Annotated in this window: 20 protein-coding genes; all 20 read left to right on the top strand. The window is 36.7% G+C overall.

All coding sequences use genetic code 11. From position 1 onward, the window contains the following. Nucleotides 1-87: 87 nt before the first annotated feature. The 20 genes from FEZ13_RS02150 (at nucleotide 88) to FEZ13_RS02245 (ending at nucleotide 18,513) form a co-directional block, all read left to right on the top strand. Nucleotides 88-840 (top strand): NfeD family protein, encoded by a 753-nt coding sequence (locus FEZ13_RS02150; RefSeq protein WP_146551282.1) that lies wholly within the window; start codon nucleotides 88-90, stop codon nucleotides 838-840. Nucleotides 841-878: 38 nt separating this feature from the next. Then, the gene (gene floA / locus FEZ13_RS02155) at nucleotides 879-1,859 is read left to right on the top strand and encodes a flotillin-like protein FloA (RefSeq protein ID WP_186725863.1); all 981 of its coding nucleotides are present in this window, start codon (nucleotides 879-881) and stop codon (nucleotides 1,857-1,859) included. A gap of 36 nt (nucleotides 1,860-1,895) precedes the next feature. Continuing rightward, nucleotides 1,896-2,363, top strand: coding sequence for a hypothetical protein (locus FEZ13_RS02160; RefSeq protein ID WP_146551283.1), 468 nt, complete (start codon nucleotides 1,896-1,898; stop codon nucleotides 2,361-2,363). Nucleotides 2,364-2,411: 48 nt separating this feature from the next. Then, nucleotides 2,412-2,651 (top strand): hypothetical protein, encoded by a 240-nt coding sequence (locus FEZ13_RS02165; RefSeq protein ID WP_146548264.1) that lies wholly within the window; start codon nucleotides 2,412-2,414, stop codon nucleotides 2,649-2,651. 5 nt (nucleotides 2,652-2,656) lie between these two features. Next, the gene (locus FEZ13_RS02170; protein ID WP_146551284.1) at nucleotides 2,657-3,775 is read left to right on the top strand and encodes a sporulation protein YqfD; all 1,119 of its coding nucleotides are present in this window, start codon (nucleotides 2,657-2,659) and stop codon (nucleotides 3,773-3,775) included. Nucleotides 3,776-3,777: 2 nt separating this feature from the next. Further along, nucleotides 3,778-4,734: a PhoH family protein gene (locus FEZ13_RS02175; RefSeq protein WP_146551285.1), complete on the top strand. Its 957-nt coding sequence runs from the start codon at nucleotides 3,778-3,780 to the stop codon at nucleotides 4,732-4,734. Between the two features lie 516 nt (nucleotides 4,735-5,250). Beyond that, a complete protein-coding gene (locus tag FEZ13_RS02180; protein ID WP_146551286.1) occupies nucleotides 5,251-7,380 on the top strand; it encodes an HD family phosphohydrolase in 2,130 nt (709 codons plus the stop codon). A 16-nt stretch (nucleotides 7,381-7,396) separates the two neighbouring features. Next, nucleotides 7,397-7,885: an rRNA maturation RNase YbeY gene (gene ybeY / locus FEZ13_RS02185; protein WP_146548268.1), complete on the top strand. Its 489-nt coding sequence runs from the start codon at nucleotides 7,397-7,399 to the stop codon at nucleotides 7,883-7,885. Beyond that, a complete protein-coding gene (locus tag FEZ13_RS02190) occupies nucleotides 7,872-8,234 on the top strand; it encodes a diacylglycerol kinase family protein (RefSeq protein WP_146552723.1) in 363 nt (120 codons plus the stop codon). The genes ybeY and FEZ13_RS02190 overlap by 14 nt, the downstream gene beginning before the upstream one ends. 10 nt (nucleotides 8,235-8,244) lie before the next feature. After that, complete coding sequence (locus FEZ13_RS02195; RefSeq protein ID WP_146551287.1) at nucleotides 8,245-8,652, top strand: cytidine deaminase; 408 nt, start codon at nucleotides 8,245-8,247, stop codon at nucleotides 8,650-8,652. Then, nucleotides 8,639-9,550, top strand: coding sequence for a GTPase Era (gene era, locus FEZ13_RS02200; protein WP_146551288.1), 912 nt, complete (start codon nucleotides 8,639-8,641; stop codon nucleotides 9,548-9,550). The genes FEZ13_RS02195 and era overlap by 14 nt, the downstream gene beginning before the upstream one ends. 21 nt (nucleotides 9,551-9,571) lie before the next feature. Further along, a complete protein-coding gene (gene recO / locus FEZ13_RS02205; RefSeq protein WP_146551289.1) occupies nucleotides 9,572-10,396 on the top strand; it encodes a DNA repair protein RecO in 825 nt (274 codons plus the stop codon). Between the two features lie 764 nt (nucleotides 10,397-11,160). Then, entirely contained in the window at nucleotides 11,161-11,610 is a 450-nt protein-coding gene (locus FEZ13_RS02210; RefSeq protein ID WP_186725730.1) for a DUF4362 domain-containing protein, read from the top strand. Between the two features lie 240 nt (nucleotides 11,611-11,850). Beyond that, nucleotides 11,851-12,171 (top strand): ArsR/SmtB family transcription factor, encoded by a 321-nt coding sequence (locus FEZ13_RS02215; RefSeq protein ID WP_146548273.1) that lies wholly within the window; start codon nucleotides 11,851-11,853, stop codon nucleotides 12,169-12,171. Between the two features lie 12 nt (nucleotides 12,172-12,183). Then, a complete protein-coding gene (locus FEZ13_RS02220; protein ID WP_146551291.1) occupies nucleotides 12,184-13,140 on the top strand; it encodes a cation diffusion facilitator family transporter in 957 nt (318 codons plus the stop codon). A 243-nt stretch (nucleotides 13,141-13,383) separates the two neighbouring features. Continuing rightward, nucleotides 13,384-14,205 (top strand): AraC family transcriptional regulator, encoded by an 822-nt coding sequence (locus tag FEZ13_RS02225; protein ID WP_146551292.1) that lies wholly within the window; start codon nucleotides 13,384-13,386, stop codon nucleotides 14,203-14,205. Between the two features lie 128 nt (nucleotides 14,206-14,333). Then, nucleotides 14,334-15,317, top strand: coding sequence for an ABC transporter substrate-binding protein (locus FEZ13_RS02230; RefSeq protein ID WP_370467673.1), 984 nt, complete (start codon nucleotides 14,334-14,336; stop codon nucleotides 15,315-15,317). 394 nt (nucleotides 15,318-15,711) lie between these two features. Further along, entirely contained in the window at nucleotides 15,712-16,722 is a 1,011-nt protein-coding gene (locus FEZ13_RS02235; protein WP_146551294.1) for a FecCD family ABC transporter permease, read from the top strand. Then, nucleotides 16,712-17,740, top strand: a complete 1,029-nt coding sequence (locus tag FEZ13_RS02240) for a FecCD family ABC transporter permease (protein ID WP_146551295.1) — start codon at nucleotides 16,712-16,714, stop codon at nucleotides 17,738-17,740. Before FEZ13_RS02235 ends, FEZ13_RS02240 begins: the two co-directional genes overlap by 11 nt. 11 nt (nucleotides 17,741-17,751) lie before the next feature. Continuing rightward, nucleotides 17,752-18,513, top strand: coding sequence for an alpha/beta hydrolase (locus tag FEZ13_RS02245; RefSeq protein ID WP_146551296.1), 762 nt, complete (start codon nucleotides 17,752-17,754; stop codon nucleotides 18,511-18,513). Nucleotides 18,514-18,621: the final 108 nt, after the last annotated feature.

An 18,621-nucleotide genomic window follows, 5' to 3' on the forward strand; every position in this document is an offset into this window, starting at 1 on the left:
TGAAAATAAATGAAACTTATACCGTATTGGATCGTATGTTATAACGAATCTTTTTTTAGTGAGAGGAGAGGTAGATGGTATTAAAAAATGCAAAAAATAATTTTATTCATGATGTTCATATTCTTGGCATTGAGCATTGTTAGTCCAAGTAATGCTATTTCTTTAGATGATGCCTCATCAACTCAGGCAACAGATGGGTGGCTATGGTGGATGACAAACCCATTTGTTGTGACAATTATACTTTGTATAGCAAGCATCGGCATGGTATTGCAGTTATTTCAGCCACATTTTAGTTTTGGTGGCATGATCAGCATTTTTGCATTATTTATATTTTACGTGACTCATATGATTGCTGGCTATGCAACTTGGCAAAGTATATTTATATTAGTCTTAGGGATTCTTTTATTACTATTAGAGTTGATATTGCCCGGTGGTATTGTAGGTATCTTAGGCTTTGCAGCAATTATCATAAGCTTGTTAAGCTCTGGAACCGATACAATACATATGGCATATGCAATTTTGATCGCCTTAATCATGGCGTTCTTAGGAATGGTGATTCTGATGAAGTTTTTTGGCAAAAAGTTAAATATGTTTAACAAAATGGTATTAAATGATTCAACGGATACCGAAAAAGGTTATGTATCCAATAAGAATCGTACGGAATTGTTGGGATTAGAAGCGATAACGACAACTCCGCTCCGTCCTTCTGGCACTGCTATGTTGGGAAATGAGCGGATTGATGTTGTCACAGAGGGCGGCTATATAGAAGCTCATAAAAAAGTTACGATTATTAAAGTAGAAGGCGTTCGTATAGTCGTGCGAGAGTCTCATCAAGAATAGGAGGAAACAAAATGGCACTTTTAAGTGGTAGTCTTTTGATGACAATTATCGGAATTGTAGTAGTGTTTTTAGCTTTAGTCATCTTATTTACCTTTGTACCAGTAGCACTTTGGATTTCAGCGTTAGCTGCGGGTGTTAAAGTTAGTATTTTTACATTAGTTGGAATGCGTTTGCGCCGTGTTATTCCTGCACGTATCGTGAATCCTTTGATCAAAGCACATAAGGCAGGTCTTCCTGTAACGATCAATCAGCTAGAAAGTCACTATTTAGCTGGTGGGAATGTTGATCGTGTCGTCAATGCATTGATAGCGGCTCATCGTGCCAATATTTCATTGACCTTTGAACGTTGTGCTGCCATTGATCTAGCAGGTCGTGACGTATTAGAAGCTGTACAAATGTCTGTTAACCCAAAAGTCATTGAAACGCCTTTTATCGCAGGGGTTGCGATGAACGGTATCGAAGTAAAGGCAAAAGCACGTATAACTGTTCGTGCTAATATTGATCGTTTAGTCGGCGGTGCTGGTGAAGAAACGATTGTTGCTCGTGTAGGGGAGGGGATTGTCAGTACAATTGGTAGTTCTCAAAGCCATACAGATGTTCTTGAAAACCCTGACTCTATTTCACAAACGGTGTTATCAAAAGGATTAGATTCAGGTACTGCATTTGAAATTTTATCCATCGATATCGCAGACGTTGATGTTGGCAAAAATATTGGAGCAGAACTTCAAATTGAGCAAGCCCAAGCTGATAAAAATATTGCCCAAGCAAAAGCGGAAGAACGTCGTGCAATGGCGGTTGCATCTGAACAAGAAATGATTGCAAAAGTTCAAGAGATGAAAGCAAAAGTCGTTGAAGCAGAGGCAGAAGTTCCAATGGCGATGGCAGAAGCTTTACGCAATGGTAATATTGGCTTTATGGATTATATGAATTATAAAAACATTCAAGCGGATACAGGAATGCGTGATTCCATTGGAAAGATGAATCAAAGTGGTCATGATGGAAACAAGGCTGGTCAATAATAGAACCATGAATCAATAGAGAAAGGCGGGCGTCATATGGAAGCGATTATATTATTAGTCATTTCTTCACTTATTGGTTATTTCTTAAAAAATAGAGAAGAGACGTCAAACGTACCACCACCACTTGATCGCAGAGTCCAACGTTCTGAATCAAAGAAGATCGGACCATCGATGCGCCAAAAGCTCGACGAAGTTTCAAAAGAGGTATTACAGGATTTAGAGAAAAAAATACCAGAGCCAGATGAGTTACAAAAACAGACGGGCCGAATGATGAGGCAGATGGAACCACCTTTTGAGAAGAAGATATTTGAGCATACTGAACGTTTGAAGCCATTTCAAAATTCAAATTCCCCTTCTACGATGATGCAAGGGGCAACGCAACAGCCAATGCCTAAACAAGAAACGGCTGATGCCAACGGTTTTAAATTTCCAAGTTCCTCAAATGAATTAGCGCAAGCAATGATCATGGCTGAAATTTTAGGCCCACCTAAATCGAAAAGATAACATGCCCTCCTCTCTTTAAGCATATGCTACAAAGAGAGGAGGTTTTTTATGTCGAAAAGGCTATTACAAGTCATGCCTCTGATCGAAATCGAAAACTTCCGGCAAATCAGGATCAGAGGAGATTTACTGCTTGAAACGATTGCAGACCACCATATGGTTTTTTTACATGAAGATTATCGCATCAAAATCGAAGCCGATTCCTTTCATGTAAGACTTCTTCGCGATGAATTGTTGGCACTTGACATGAAAAATTTAAAAAAAATTGAGCTTACCAGAATAGAGGAATAGGAAGTATGAAAAAAAGTCGTGAATATCGCATTGTTCGTATTCGTATCAAACGAACGAAAAGACTCCCAGCTTTTTTAACAGCCTTGACCAAAAATAAAATCGCATTGCATCATCTTACAACCACTGACAATGAAGTGTCATTCCATACGATTCGAAAACATCTACCAACTATAAGAAAATTACGCTATCAATATGGCATTTCATTTCGCATTGAGTCATTGGATGATGATCAAGTATTACGAAAAGAATGGATTGTTTACGTAGGATTGCTGATTTTGTTTGCCATTCCTTTTTTCTTTTCTCAATGGATATGGCAGGTTTCAGTTGAAAATGCCACGCCTGAACAATCAGAAGAGTTATCGGAAACCCTTCATGAGATGCATTTGGCAGGTCCATTTATGAAAAGGAATAAACCAGATGATTCGCTTATACGCCAATATATTTTATCTAAACATCGAGATTTATCTTGGGTGCATATCCATCGAAGAGGCAGTAAGATTATTTTTGAACCTTTAGAAGCACCAGTTATCGAAAATGAAGTTAACAATGATTCAGTAAAAGGCAATTTAATCGCAAATAAAAGTGGTGTTATTACACATTTTAATTTACTAAAGGGAGAAAGAGTTGTAGAAGAAAATGATGCTGTGAAAAATGATCAATTATTAGTGTCTGGCGTTATAAAAAGTGGCGAAGAAAGTATTGTTTATGGTGCAGAAGGAGAAGTATATGCAGATTATTGGATAGAATCGGCGTTTTCATTGCCAAAGAAAATTACCTATCAAACGATGGGAGAAAAAACTTACCATTTTCGCTGGGCAAATGAAAGAAAAAAAGGGAATGAATGGAAAATTGTGAAGCTTCCTAAATGGTTTTCCATGATTGGCGAAGTATACTTACAACAGGAATTAATCGAAAAACAAGTGACATTGGATGAAAAATCGGTCGAGGATATCGTGATTCCTCTATTACACCAAAGATATATAAAAGACTTACCACCTAAAACAGTCGTTAAACGTGAAAAACTTTTGAATGTTACATTTGATAATGATACAGTTAAAGGGAAAGTATTGTTTTTGGTAAATGAAAATATTGCGATTAAACAAGCGTTTAACCAAGGAGATTGAGCATGGCAGAACAACAACCTATTCAATTACAAGTGCAGGATCCAAACGAAGCAGTCATGCTTCTAGGCATATCTGATGCCAATTTAAAATTAATCGAAGAAGCTTTCAAAATTCAGATGATTACGCGCGGTGATTCGATTGTTATTGTCGGAGAAGAAGAAAATAAGCAACAAGCTAGCCTTTTAATAGAACAATTATTGAAAGTGATTCGAAAGGGTATTAATATCAACCAACGTGATGTTGTATCGGCATTGGAAATGTCTAAAAATGGAACGATTGAATATTTTGCAGAGCTATATGATGAAGTTATTGCAAGAAATACAAAAGGAAAAGCTATACGTGCAAAAACAATTGGACAAAGACAGTATATTCAAGCAATCCGTCACAAAGATTTGGTATTTTGCATTGGACCTGCTGGAACAGGGAAAACCTATTTGGCGGTTGTTATGGCGATCCAAGCCTTAAAAAATAGCCAAGTCAAACGAATCATCTTAACAAGGCCAGCAGTAGAAGCCGGTGAAAGCTTAGGCTTTTTGCCAGGTGATCTAAAAGAAAAGGTAGATCCTTATTTAAGACCATTATATGATGCTTTACATGATATCTTGGGCTCGGAGCAAACAACTCGTATGATTGAGCGAGGTACAATCGAAATTGCTCCCCTTGCCTATATGCGTGGTCGAACACTAGATGATGCTTTTGTCATTCTTGATGAAGCACAGAATACAACAGAGGCACAGATGAAAATGTTTTTAACTCGTTTAGGATTTGGGTCTAAAATGGTGATTACAGGTGATGAAACACAAATTGATTTACCTAATGGAGCAAAATCCGGTCTCATCAGTGCTGAAAAAACATTGCGATATGTCAAAGGTATTGAGTTCCGATTTTTAGAACAAGGGGACGTTGTACGACATCCACTCGTTGCGAAAATTATTCAAGCATATGAACAACAAAAATAATGGAAATAACTGTATGAAGATTTAGTCCCGTATCCGTAAATAATGTTTCAACTAATTTATAAAAATCTGCCTAATCTCCTGTGTAAAGATTAGCAGATTTTTTTATTTATCCCGCATTAACGGGCAGTAAGACTCCCATCTCAAGATATAGAGAGAAATGAGAAAGATAGGTGGAGGAACAACTGCCGCATGCGTCCGATTGGTTCAGCTAACCATCAGTGGAGGATGAAGAAACCCCCCACTGATGGAAGTTTCACTTTATTGTAGGAGCAGGCACAGGACGTCTAAAAAAGTTTTATGACAAAAAATAAAATGAACATCCCGCACTAAAAAAGACGACTGACATCAAAGAAAGATGAAATAGTATAAACGTATGTAATGCCAGCCTCTAGCCTGCATACGAAGAACTATTTTAACCTTTACACTTTAGGATAAAGATAAAATTATGAGTTAACGATAAAATAATGATGGAAAATCTTTTGTCAATTGGTATGATAGGAGAAGGGAGGTGGCGTGATGATTCATTTCATAAAAACACTTAACCGCTATGTACGTTTTCCTTTATTGTTAGCAAGTTTGTTAATAATAGCGGGAATCATACAATTTTTTCTGATGGTAAGAGATATAGAGGGTGAACATTATGATATCAAATTATTTCAATTGTCACCTGAAACCATTCGTTCTGCCAAGACTGTAGAGGATACTGAAAAAACCGAGGAAGATAAAGAAAAAGTGGCAAACGAAGTAAACCCTGTTTATACTTTTTCACCGGATATCGGGAAAAACCAAGCAGCTATTATTAAATCTACATTTGACTACATAATTGAAGCGCAAAAGACCATTAACGAGGAAAAAAAGAAATCTAAAAAAGAAAGTTTACGACAAGAACAGATTAAAAATCTTCGAGAGAAACTAGATGAAATTGACACAGAGGGACAAACTATTCGATTAACAGATCAAGAAATTTCAACATTACTTGCACAAAACAATGAAGATCTGATCAATGCAAGAGATGTATTAACATCGATTATTTTGAAAAAATTATCTGAATCGATTCGACAAGAACAAGTAGTGGATGCTAAAGCCAGTGTAGAGCAATCTGTACGTGAGAATTTTACGATTCCAGAAAGTATGCGCTCTATTGCCATTGCATTAGTAAGGACATCTATCGTAGAAACAGAAAAGAAGGACAACAAGTTAACGAAGGAAAGAATTGAAGAGGCAAAGGCAAGTGTGGATCCCACAAGGATTCTACAAGGACAAATTATTGTACAGGAAGGTCAGCTTATCGATCGAGATGTATACCATCAGTTAGAAATAACGGGTATGTTGTCTAACAAACAATCGACCAAGCCCATTATTGGTTTAGGCCTTTTTATCTTTTTGCAAATGGCTTTCTTTTATGCGGCATTTTATAATTGGAAGGCTGATTCAAAATTAAAAACACGTAATTTGATCATCACGATGATTATATATCTTTCATCTATTATTGTTATGAAATTATTAAACTTAGTAACAAGTGAATTTGATGTGAATATCGGTTTTCTATTTCCGGCAGCTGTGATACCCATGCTTATATTAGTTTTGGTCAATGAACGAATTGCATTGCTTACAACAACTATGACTGCGGCGGTTGGCGGAATTGTTTTCCAAGAAGGCTATTCGTCTGTTCTTCAGATGGAAGTGTCTTTATATATCATATTCAGTGGTTTTGCTAGTATCTATTTCATGAGGAATGCTAAAAAAAGATCGAGTGTTATGAAGACTAGCTTATATGTAGCGGCTGTTAATATTGCTTTCATTTCCTTTTATCTACTTTTATCACAATCTAACTATGGAGCAAAGGAATTAGCCTATTATATTATCGCGGCGATATCCTCGGCTATTTTATCAGGGGCATTAATGCTTGGGTTATTGCCATTTATCGAGTCAGCGTTTGGTATGCTGACAACCTACCGTTTAATCGAATTAGCCAATCCTAATCATCCACTATTAAAGAAAATATTAGTGGAAACTCCTGGCACGTATCATCATAGTATAATGGTAGCTAATCTAGCGGATGCTGCCTGTGAAGCCATTGGAGCGGATGGATTACTGGCGCGGGTAGGCTGTTATTATCACGATATTGGAAAAACGAGGCGTCCAGGGTTTTTTGTAGAAAATCAGATGTCAGGCATTAATCCACATGATCAACTGCCAACTACTACTAGTAAAGATATTATTATTGCACATGTTGAAGATGGTGCTAAAATATTAGAGCAACATAAGATGCCTAAAGAAATTGTTGATGTTGCGAGACAACATCATGGTACGAGCTTAGTGAAGTACTTTTTCTTTAAAGAAAAGGAAAATAATCCTGATGTAGAAGAATCCGAATTTCGTTATGCAGGACCGAAGCCACAAACAAAAGAAATTGCTATAATAAGTGTAGCAGATAGTGTGGAGGCAGCTGTTCGTTCGATGAAAACCCCGACATCAGAAGGCATTAAACAGCTTGTTCATAATATCGTACAAGATAAACTGCAGGATGGACAGTTTGATGAATGTGATCTTTCTATTCGTGAACTGAAAACGGTGGAATACGTTTTTTGTGCTACATTAAATGGAATTTTCCATTCACGTATCGAATATCCGAAGCCAAAATAAGCCTAGGAGGCAAATAATGAGTTTAAATATTGATTTTTTAGATGAAACAGGAAAAGTAAAGGAATCTGATATAGCATTGGTCGAAAATCTATTGCAACATGCAGCCAAAATCGAAAATGTTGAAGATGGCACTGAATTGTCGATTACTTTTGTGACCAATGAAGAAATCCATAAGATTAATCGTGAGTACCGTCATAAAGATGCGCCAACAGATGTCATTTCTTTTGCTCTTGAAGAAGTTGGCGAAGGTGAAACACCGATTATTGCGGAAGGGATGCCACGTGTTTTAGGGGATGTCATTATTTCAATTGATCGGACAACAGAGCAAGCTGAGGAGTATGGACATTCATTTGAAAGAGAACTTGGTTTTCTTGCCGTTCATGGTTTCCTTCACGTTCTTGGCTATGACCATATGGTACCAGAAGATGAAAAAGTGATGTTTGGAAAACAAGATGAGATTTTAGAATCTTATGGATTATCACGTGAAAACAATGGACATGCGTAAGTTTTTTCGTTCTTTTAAATATGCCATTGAGGGAATACAACAAGCCATGGACGAACAAAACTTTCGCTTTGATCTAATGTTTGCATTTATCGTTATTATAGCAGGAGTATTTACAGACATATCAAAGACGGAGTGGATTATTCTCATCATTGTCATAGCGCTAGCATTATCGTTGGAGATGATAAATACGGCTATTGAGAGAGTGGTTGATCTTGCATCTCCTGATCAGCATCCATTAGCAAAAGCGGCAAAAGATATCGCAGCAGGGGCTGTGCTTGTGTTTGCATGTGCAAGTGTTATAATCGGGTTACTTATTTTTTTACCGAAATGGATCAATCTATGGATTTGAGGTGTATGAAATGGACATAGAGCAGTTGATGAGCCTTGCAAAAGAGGCACGTGAAAAGGCGTATGTTCCTTATTCAAAATTTAAAGTAGGGGCAGCATTATTGACGGTTGATGGCAAAATATATAAAGGCTGTAATATTGAAAACTCAGGCTATTCCCTGACAAATTGTGCTGAAAGAACGGCAATGTTCAAAGCTGTTTCTGAAGGTGAACGACATTTTGCTGCAATCGCCATTGTGGCTGATACGGAGGGACCTTGCTCGCCATGTGGAGCTTGTCGACAAGTGATTTCAGAGTTTTGTGCAGCTAATATGCCAGTTTATTTAACAAATATGAAGGGCGATATACAAGAAACAACCGTTGCGGAGTTGTTACCTGGCGCCTTTTCACCGGAGGATTTATGGAATGCAGGAAAATAAAAATTTTAAATCAGGATTTGTCACAATTGTTGGTCGACCAAATGTAGGGAAATCTACATTCTTAAATAATGTTATTGGACAGAAAATAGCTATCATGAGTGACAAACCTCAAACAACGAGAAACAAAGTCCAAGGTGTATATACAACAGATGATTCGCAAATGATTTTCATCGACACACCGGGAATTCATAAACCTAAACATAAATTAGGTGAATTCATGTTAAAAGTATCTAAAAATGCTTTACGTGAAGTAGAAGTCATTATGTTCATGATTAATGCTACTCAAAAGCTTGGTGCTGGTGACAAATACATTATGGAGATGCTAAAAGATACGAAAACACCTGTCTTTTTAGTGGTGAATAAAATCGATGCCGTACATCCAGATGGATTATTAGAAATAATTGACGCTTATAAAGCGGAATTCGATTTTGCTGAAATTATTCCTATCTCTGCATTGCAGGGCAATAATGTCCAACAATTATTGGATACATTAAAAAAATATCTACCAGAAGGACCTCAGTACTATCCAGCCGATCAAGTAACAGATCACCCAGAACGATTTATTATTGCGGAGTTAATACGAGAAAAGGTACTGCACTTAACGCGTGATGAAGTACCACATTCAGTCGCGGTGGAAATTGAGAAAATCGCTAAAGATGATAACAAAGATTTAGTGCGTATCAATGCCTCTATCATTGTTGAACGCGATTCGCAAAAAGGGATTGTTATTGGTAAGCGTGGCGCTTTGCTAAAAGAAATTGGTACACGTGCTCGCAAAGATATTGAGACATTGCTAGGGAGCAAAGTGTATTTGGAACTGTGGGTAAAAGTACAAAAGGATTGGCGCGATCGTGCATCACAGCTCCGTGATTACGGATATCGTGATGATGAATACTAAAACAGTAGGAAGTGAAGACAGTTGCTACATAAATGGGAAGGCATTGTCTTAAAAACGCGGCCATATGGTGAGACCAATAAGGTCGTTACCCTTATGACAAAGGAGGTCGGCAAAGTTGCAGCAATGGCCAGGGGGGCAAAAAAGCCTTCTAGTCGTTTAGCAGCGATCAGCCAGCCCTTTGTACATGGGATTTTTATGATTCAACAAGGTCGCGGGATGGGGACATTGCAGCAGGGTGAGCCTTTGGAATCCATGCGTCATATTCAAGAAGATATTGTAGCAACTGCTTATGCAAGTTATGTGGTCGAGATAGTGGATCGCCTAGTAGAATCAGAGAAACCCGAGCCTTATGCCTTTGATCTATTATCACAAGCACTTCATGCTATAGAAGAGGGATATGACCCTGAAGCGATTGCCATGTTTGTAGAATGGAAGATGCTCCCTTATACAGGGGTTCAACCGATTCTTCATGCCTGTGCGAGTTGTGGAGCAGTGGAAGGGGAATTCGCATTTTCTTTTACGCAGGGCGGCTTCTTATGCCACCGTTGTTTTCATCAAGACCCTTATCTTATCCGATTAACGCCAACACAAGTGAAGCTGATCCGGATGTTCTATAATGTGCCAATAGATCAAATTGGCAAGCTAGCATTAAAAAAAGAGACGAAGAAATTTATCCGTAAAATTGTGACGACCATTTATGAAGAACAAACGGGGATGCGCTTTAAAAGTCGTTCCTTTATTGACCAATTAGAGCGAACTCCTTTATTATTTGATGCGCATTTTGAAAAGCAACGTGAAGAGCCAGATGAAAAAATTAAAAAGTTACGAGATTGGGATAAAAGCTAATCTTGTAGCTTTTTCTTTATTTTAGAAAAAAAGGCTTTCTACTAAGGGGTGGATACAATAGATAGATTCACGCCATATAGCTTAAAATCGCATACAAGTGAAGAGGAAATGTTCTCATACTATCACTTTTTCGGTACAAATTAAGATTTGTCTAAAAAACGGCTTCCAAGATCCAATAAAGAGCTTTCACGAATAAGGAAAATCGGTGGTGGTCAGCGAAAAGAAAGAAATGTACTTATGCGTTTTTTGTTTTATTCCAATATAGATGAATCAATTTCATAATGTAAAATTCAGATAAAAAACACGAACATTTTAAATCAACATGAATATTAATATTCAGAAATTTTTTCCGCTCCAGACGGCGCTTTCCACGGGCTTGGCTTCAATCTCCTCGGGTCGACACGACGTTGACCCCGAAGCCGTTGCCACAGGACGTGGCGAACTTTAGGCTTTGTCCCTTAAATTGTTCCTGCGGGGCTTTCCGCTTAAGCTTTTCCCGTAGGACTTTGAATAAGCCTCCCTGAACTCACATCGCACGAAGAAAATGCATGCATTTTCGAGGAGTCGCCGTCTTCCGCTCCACAACTATAAAATTAGCTATTATTAAATGTTCGTATTTTTTAAGAAGAAAATGATTTATGAAATTGATTCAGATACAGAACTAAAATAAATTGTCGCTAATGAAAAAAGGAATTTTTTAAAATAAAACGAATGTGTTAAATAGATCAATGAACGAAGTAGTTGGAATAGGGAGGAGATTATTAGTGAAAAAAATAGTTAGGTTGAAGGCGCTGATTATTCTACTCTTTGTTTTACTTTTGTTCGCGTGCAGCCAAAATGAAAATAATAAAAGTGATGTTGGTGGCTATGAATCTGCAGAAGCTATTGAAAGGGGAGATGTTGTTATTACTTCCGACGGTTTAAGTAATTTTGATCGATTTGAGGACTTTTTAGATCATATTTCAAAGAAAAAAGAAGATTACATTCGAATCACAAGTTATACGATCGAAGGAGATCCTATATTTCAAGATTTGCATTATGATGGAAAAGTGATTCAATATAAGCATGATAATACACATGATGAATATGGAGAAAAAAAGGTTGATACAGATGACTGTAAAAAGATTCTAAAAAAAATCAATGACGGTGGAAAAACAGAATATTACGCTACAAGCTGTGAAAAAGATGGTCCAATACTATTGCTGGAAAAATAAAATGAAATCTATTCAAAATTCGAATAAAAGTACGAACAGCTAAGAGGCTAAGATGTGATCAACTGCCTGTAAAAGCTGGATTGATTTAGTGAATATCCAGTGAAAATGAAAACTCTCATTATTGAAGTTTTCGCTTAGATTAGATTGACATTTTTAGTTGTTCGTACATATAATATGTATATATGAATAGATACGCATATACTCAAATAATCAGAAATAGGACGGAAAGGAGCTATGCTTGTGAATGAGGAACATACGACATCTGAAAATGAAGATTTGGATGAAGAAATATTATTTTTAGTATCTCAGACTTTTAAAGCCATCAGTGATCCAACTCGTATTCGCATTTTAAATCTATTGAGTAAAAAAGAGCATTCTGTCAATGAACTTGGGGAAAAATTAAATTTAAAGCAGTCTACCGTATCTCATCAATTAAGTTTTTTAAAAAATCTAAGATTAGTGAAATTTCGTCGTGAGGGAACAACGCTTTATTATTCACAAGATGATGAGCATGTCATGGCTATTCTGCAACAAACCATTGATCATGCAAAACATAATTAGGAGTGATAGACAATGGAACATTCACATACTGAGCATGGGCATAGTCATGACCATACACATGGTGCAAATAAAAAGACGTTAATGATTGCTTTCGCTATTATCGCGGTTTATATGATTATTGAAGTTGTAGGAGGGTTCATGACCAATAGTCTGGCATTGTTATCTGATGCTGGACATATGTTAAGTGATGCTATTTCACTTGGGGTAGGTGTACTCGCATTTACATTTAGTGAAAAAGTTTCAAATTATCGAAATACTTATGGTTATAAGCGATTTGAAATTTTAGCGGCTGTTTTCAATGGTGTTACATTAATCTTAATAGCGATTTTTATCTCTGTTGAAGCTATACAGCGCTTTAAAAATCCTCCAGAGGTCGCTTCAAGTGGAATGTTAATGATTGCGGTTATAGGACTTCTCGTCAATATTTTAGTTGCATGGATATTGATGCGTGGTGGTGATACGCATGAAAATTTAAATATGCGAGCAGCATTTTTACATGTAATCGGTGATTTGTTTGGCTCGGTCGGTGCGATTATAGCAGCAATTTTAATCATGCTGTTTGGTTGGGAATGGACCGATCCAGCAGCCAGTATCATTGTAGCAGTGTTAGTACTAACAAGCGGCTGGCGTGTTACGAAAGATTCTATACATGTGCTGATGGAGGGGACACCTTCGAATGTCAAGACTGATGACATCATCCGTACTTTCAAGGAAACGGAAGGTGTGAAAGCAATTCATGATTTACACATTTGGAGCATCACGAGTGGACAAAACGCCCTTTCATGCCATATTGTCGTAGATGGATCACTTACAGTAAAGGAAAGCCAAAGTATACTTCAAAAGTTAGAGCATAAATTGCTGCATCTTGGGATTGGACATATGACGGTACAGCTTGAAAATGATGCACATAAGCATGATAATTCTATTTTGTGCAATTATCATGCAAACCATGAAGATCATGAACACTAGATGTAGACCCAACAATTATCCATACTCTCTAATAAGCATTTAGATAAAAAGCATTCAGAGCAGCCTCATTCTGAATGCTTTTGTACTTTGATAACGCATCTGCTGAAACGTCAGAAAGCATCACTTATCTACAAGCTAGCTACCTTTCTCTTTGGAAAAAAGATAGAAAGTCTTTACATTTTGCCTTTTATTGATTACTATTTTAAATGATAACTATTTTCAATTAGAAGGTGTTCAGGATTTATGGAAACTTCATTAAATGAAATTATTGACTATTATGCAAAATCTTCTTTTTCATTTGCGAATATTTTTGTGACGAACTTAGAGCCTGGAAAAAAAGATAGCGGACGTAGGACAGCACCAGGTATGTGTGGACTGATTATTCCATTGCAGGGAGGTGCCATTTTTAAACTGAACAATGAATCTTATGATATGAAACTTGGCACAATTGTCCATGCAGGACCACAGATGAATATTAAGGTCGAAGCGACAGAAAAAGAATCATGGCGATATGCTGTTTTACATTACGAAGTTCCTGCAAAAGAGCAGGATCGTTTTCCACTGTATCACCAACATTTTTCTTTAAAGGTGGACAATCAAGCTAGGATCAATCGGTATGTAGATCAATTGTTAAAGGCCTATTCGATTCCTGGGAGTTTGTCTGCCATCACAGCTAAAACACTGTTCCTCCAAATTGTAGAAGAACTTGTACTCGGGGCAAAAAGGTATACCAAATCGGATAAAGATAAAATTATTGAACAGGCAGTTGATTATATACACAACCACTATACAGAGAAAATATCTGTTACTGAAATAGCGGAGCATTTCAATCTGGATAGACGCCGCTTTTCAGAAATATTTGAGCGACATACAGGGCTCAATCCTTCGAATTATATGATCGAGTTAAAGATTAAAGAAGCAAAAGAGATGCTTCGTCTAAGTAAATTATCTATAGCAACTATTGCTTTTCAATTAGGCTATGATGATCCATTCTACTTTAGCAGAATTTTCAAAAAATATGCAGGCGTATCACCATCAACATTTCGAAGAAACATGCAGTTTTAAGGAATGATCGGCAAAAGTCCATAAAAATATAATTTTTGTCCATTGCCATTGTAGTATTTTTTTGGTAGATTAGTAATCGACAATGATAATTATTATCAATTGGAAAAGAAATTCATTTTAGGAGGATTATAATGAGAAAATATTGGAAATTAGGTGCGATTGCTATGCTTTCTTTAGCAATTGTCACAGGCTGTAATTCAAACAGTGACTCTTCAAAATCGAGTGACACAAAAACAACTGATAGTAGCTCTTCAGGATCAGAAAAAGAAGCTACCACACAAAAGATCACATATCTTGGAAAGGAATATACAGTACCATCAAAAGTTGATAATATTGTTACAGCAAGTTTAGAAGCAATGGAAGATGCTGCTGCATTAGGTGTGAAACCAACTGGTGTTGTTTCAATTGCTGGAAATGAAATCCCTGAATATCTTGCAGATGATTTAAAGGGAGCTACTGTTGTTGGAACAAAATTCGAACCAAGTGCTGAAGCAATGTTAAAACTAAAACCAGATGTTATTTTAGGTACAGATAAATGGGATGCTAAAAATCTAGCAAAATACAACAAAGTAGCACCAACTTTCCCATATACATTTATTTCAGAAAAATGGCGTGAAAATTTACGCTTGTTTGGCGAACTAACAAACAAACAAGATGAAGCTGAAAAAATTATTAGTGATTATGAAGCAAAAGCAGCAGAATTAAAAGAAAAAGCTGCAAAAGATCTTAAAGGTCAAAAAGTTCTAGTCATTCGTATTCGTGGGAATATGGCAGCTTATGGTCCATCTCTTTATTTAAACCCTATTTTATATGATGATTTAGGTCTTGAAGTTCCAAAAGAAATTGCAGATGCAAAAACACAAATTGAATTATCTTATGAAACGCTTGCTAAGATCAATCCAGATGTCATTTTCCTTCAATTTGACAAAGCTGAAAACGCCAAAACACCAAAAGCACTGGATGAAGTATTAAATAATAGTATTTTCAAAAGTGTAAACGCTGCTAAAAATGACAAAGTATTTGTCAACTCTATTTCTCCTTCTGCACAAGGTGGAACAGCTTGGTCTAAAACAAGATTTTTAGATGTAGTTGCTGAAAAACTTTTAAAATAATGATGTTAAAAGATTCTGTTAGATGATCTAACATAGGGACACGCTGAATGAAGTATATTGGCTTCAGCTGGAGCAAAGCTAAATTCTATAAGAAATGTAGTGGAAAAAAGCGACTCGCAGATTGCTCCAGAAAGCGTTTACCTGTAGCGGAAAATCAGTATTTTTCTTCGACAGAACCTTTTAAAAAAAAGATATTCTAAATGTTTTTTTGTCATCCTATAGATCAATTTATCATCAGAATATATTTATTTTCTTCTGAATTTGATCTGTTTTACTCAAAAAAGCAGTTGGAAGAGGTGCCATCTCTCTCATCCATCTGCTCTTTTTCTCATTATAGAATATCTCATCATCTTTTTTTCAATAATTGCATACATTCTATGAATGAGGTGTCTCAATGAATAAACAACATTGGAATGTTGTCGTCATATCTGTTGTAGCCCCGGTCCTAATTGTGGCTATTATGATCATTTCAATTATCTTAGGAACAAAGGATATTCCTTTTGCAACTGTATGGCAGGCTTTCATTCACTATGATGCGACAAATGTGGATCATCAAATTATTTGGACAAATAGACTTCCAAGAGCAGTTGCCGTTATGATGGTCGGTGCATTTTTGGCTGTAGCTGGAGCTATTATGCAAGGGATTACGCGTAACTATTTAGCTTCTCCATCATTGATGGGTGTCAATGATGGTTCTGCTTTTGTCATTACACTTGCTATGATTTTTTTACCCGGGATTGCCAATTATCAGCTAATCTTATTATCAATGCTTGGATCTGCATTAGGAGCAGGCCTTGTTTTTGGATTTGGATCTCTTATTCGAGATGGTTTATCTCCGGTCAGACTGGCCATTATCGGTACAGTAATAGGAACTTTTTTAAGTAGTGTAGCCACAGCCATTGCAATGTATTTCCAAGTTTCTCAATCTATTAGTGCATGGTATAACACCAAAATTCAGATGGTGGATCCGAAATTACTATTAATCTCTATTCCATTTGGTTTGATTGGTTTGGTTCTCGCTCTTTCTTGTTCAAAATCTATTACAGTCACTGCATTAGGAGAAGACATCGCTACTGGGCTTGGACAAAACACCAAATGGGTAAAAATAATTAGTATGTTTGCAGTTGTTTGTTTAACAGGAACAGCAGTTGCACTTGTTGGGAAAATTGCTTTTATCGGTTTAGTTGTGCCACATATCACTCGCTTTTTAGTAGGAGCGGATTATCGTATCATTATTCCTTTTTCGGCATTGCTTGGTGCTTTGTTTTTATCTCTCTGCGACTTAGTAAGCCGTTATATTAATTTTCCATTCGAAACACCAATTGGCGTGGTAACGGCCATTATCGGTGTACCGTTCTTCTTATATTTAATTCGTACGCATGGAGGTGGGAAACATGCGTCATAAAAAGTTTAAAACAATCATTACGGTATTCGTATTGTTAGGCTGTATTCTATTTGCTAGTTACATACATATTACAAATGGCGTATTTGATATAAGTGTGAAAGATATTTTCAAAACAATTTTAGGTATAGAAGAAAACGAACAATTTAAACTTGTTATTTTTGAATTTCGTTTGCCTCGTATCATTATTGCGGCCGTTGTCGGTGTAGGACTAGCGTTAGCTGGTGTTGTATTGCAAGGGATGACTCGTAATCCACTCGCTGATCCAGGAATCCTTGGTATTAACGCAGGGGCGGGAGCAGCTATTGTCTTGTTTATGTTTTTCTTTCAAGTACAAGTAACGCAAGCAGATATACAGGATTGGCTAGCTATTCTGTTGATGCCTATTTTTGGCTTTGTTGGAGGAGGATTAGCTGCTTTTATCATCTTTTCATTTGCTTACAAACAAAAGAGACTGGATATGCAAAGACTTATTTTGACGGGTATTGCGATCAATAGCGGTTTTAGTGCTTTGTCTATGTATTTTTCGTTAAAGATGAATGCATCTGATTTTGAAGCGGCTGCTGTTTGGATGAATGGTTCGATTTATAATGCAGATTGGCTTTTTGTTTGGACAATCCTTCCATGGGTAGTGATTTTGTCTATCTATCTTTTTTGGAAAGCACATCTTTTAGATTATTTCCAACTGGGTGAAGAGAATATGGTCAGCCTAGGAATCGAAACGGAAGTTGAAAAAAGAAAGTTGATGATGGCGAGTGTGGGTTTAGTGAGTGCTTGTGTATCCGTTTCAGGAAGCATTGGCTTTATCGGTTTAATAGCACCACATATAGCAAAACAACTTGTTGGGAATCATCATCGATCTGTTATTATCATCAGTGCGTTAATGGGGGCATTTTTACTCATTTTTTCAGATTTTATCGGCAAAACCGTATTTGCGCCATCTGAATTATCTGTGGGCATTGTTGTGTCCATTATTGGAATTCCATATTTTCTTTACTTATTGGTTAAGACAAAGTCTTAGGAGGAGTATAAATGGTTTCAAAGATAGAAACTTTCAATTTAAACTCTGTATATACAGATTACACATATACCATTCGTATATTTATACCTGAATATATAGAAAAAGTGGATCATCTGCCGATTTATTATATTTTAGATGGTAGTTCATATTTTCCATTCGCCAGTCAAATTATTAATCTCCAATCGTTAAATGCACCTAAAACCAAAGTTTCTCCCGCAATAGTGGTTAGTATTGAACATGGGGAAGACAGACGTGACCGGAGATTTTATGATTTTACTGCACCCGCAAAAACTTATGTATATCCAGAACGTTTTCAAAACCGGGATGTGCGCAAAAACGGAGGAGCCAAAAAATTTACAGAATTTCTTATGAAGGAATTAAAACCGATTGTACATCAAAAATTCCCTTCCCATGGTGCTGAGGTCATATTTGGTCACTCACTTGGCGGTTATTATGCGCTTTGGTTATTATTGATGAATGCAGCCTATTTTGATCGGTATATCGCATTTAGTCCTTCTATATGGTGGAATCAATATGAGCTTGAAAAGTTGGCATTGCCATTTATAAAGGCGAAAGACTTTTCACCATCTCCTTTATTTATAGCTGTTGGTGGAAAAGAAGGTTTTATGGTAGAAGATTCCGATAAAATGTATCAATTACTGCAACCATCATTTCAAAACAACATCGCATTTTATAAAGCTGAAGATGAAAATCATGCCTCTGTTGTTCCAACTGCCATGAGTAGGGCAATCCGCTTTATATCAAGCTTCTAATATGCCTATTTCTGTTGGTAATAGCTAATTTCTCCTAAAAAAGCAACTGGATGAAAAAATGTTTCTCATCTAGCTGCTTTTTTGATGGCGTGGTCATGCTGTTTCCAT

Source organism: Rummeliibacillus sp. SL167 (genome assembly GCF_007896505.1).
Lineage (GTDB): Bacteria > Bacillota > Bacilli > Bacillales_A > Planococcaceae > Rummeliibacillus > Rummeliibacillus suwonensis.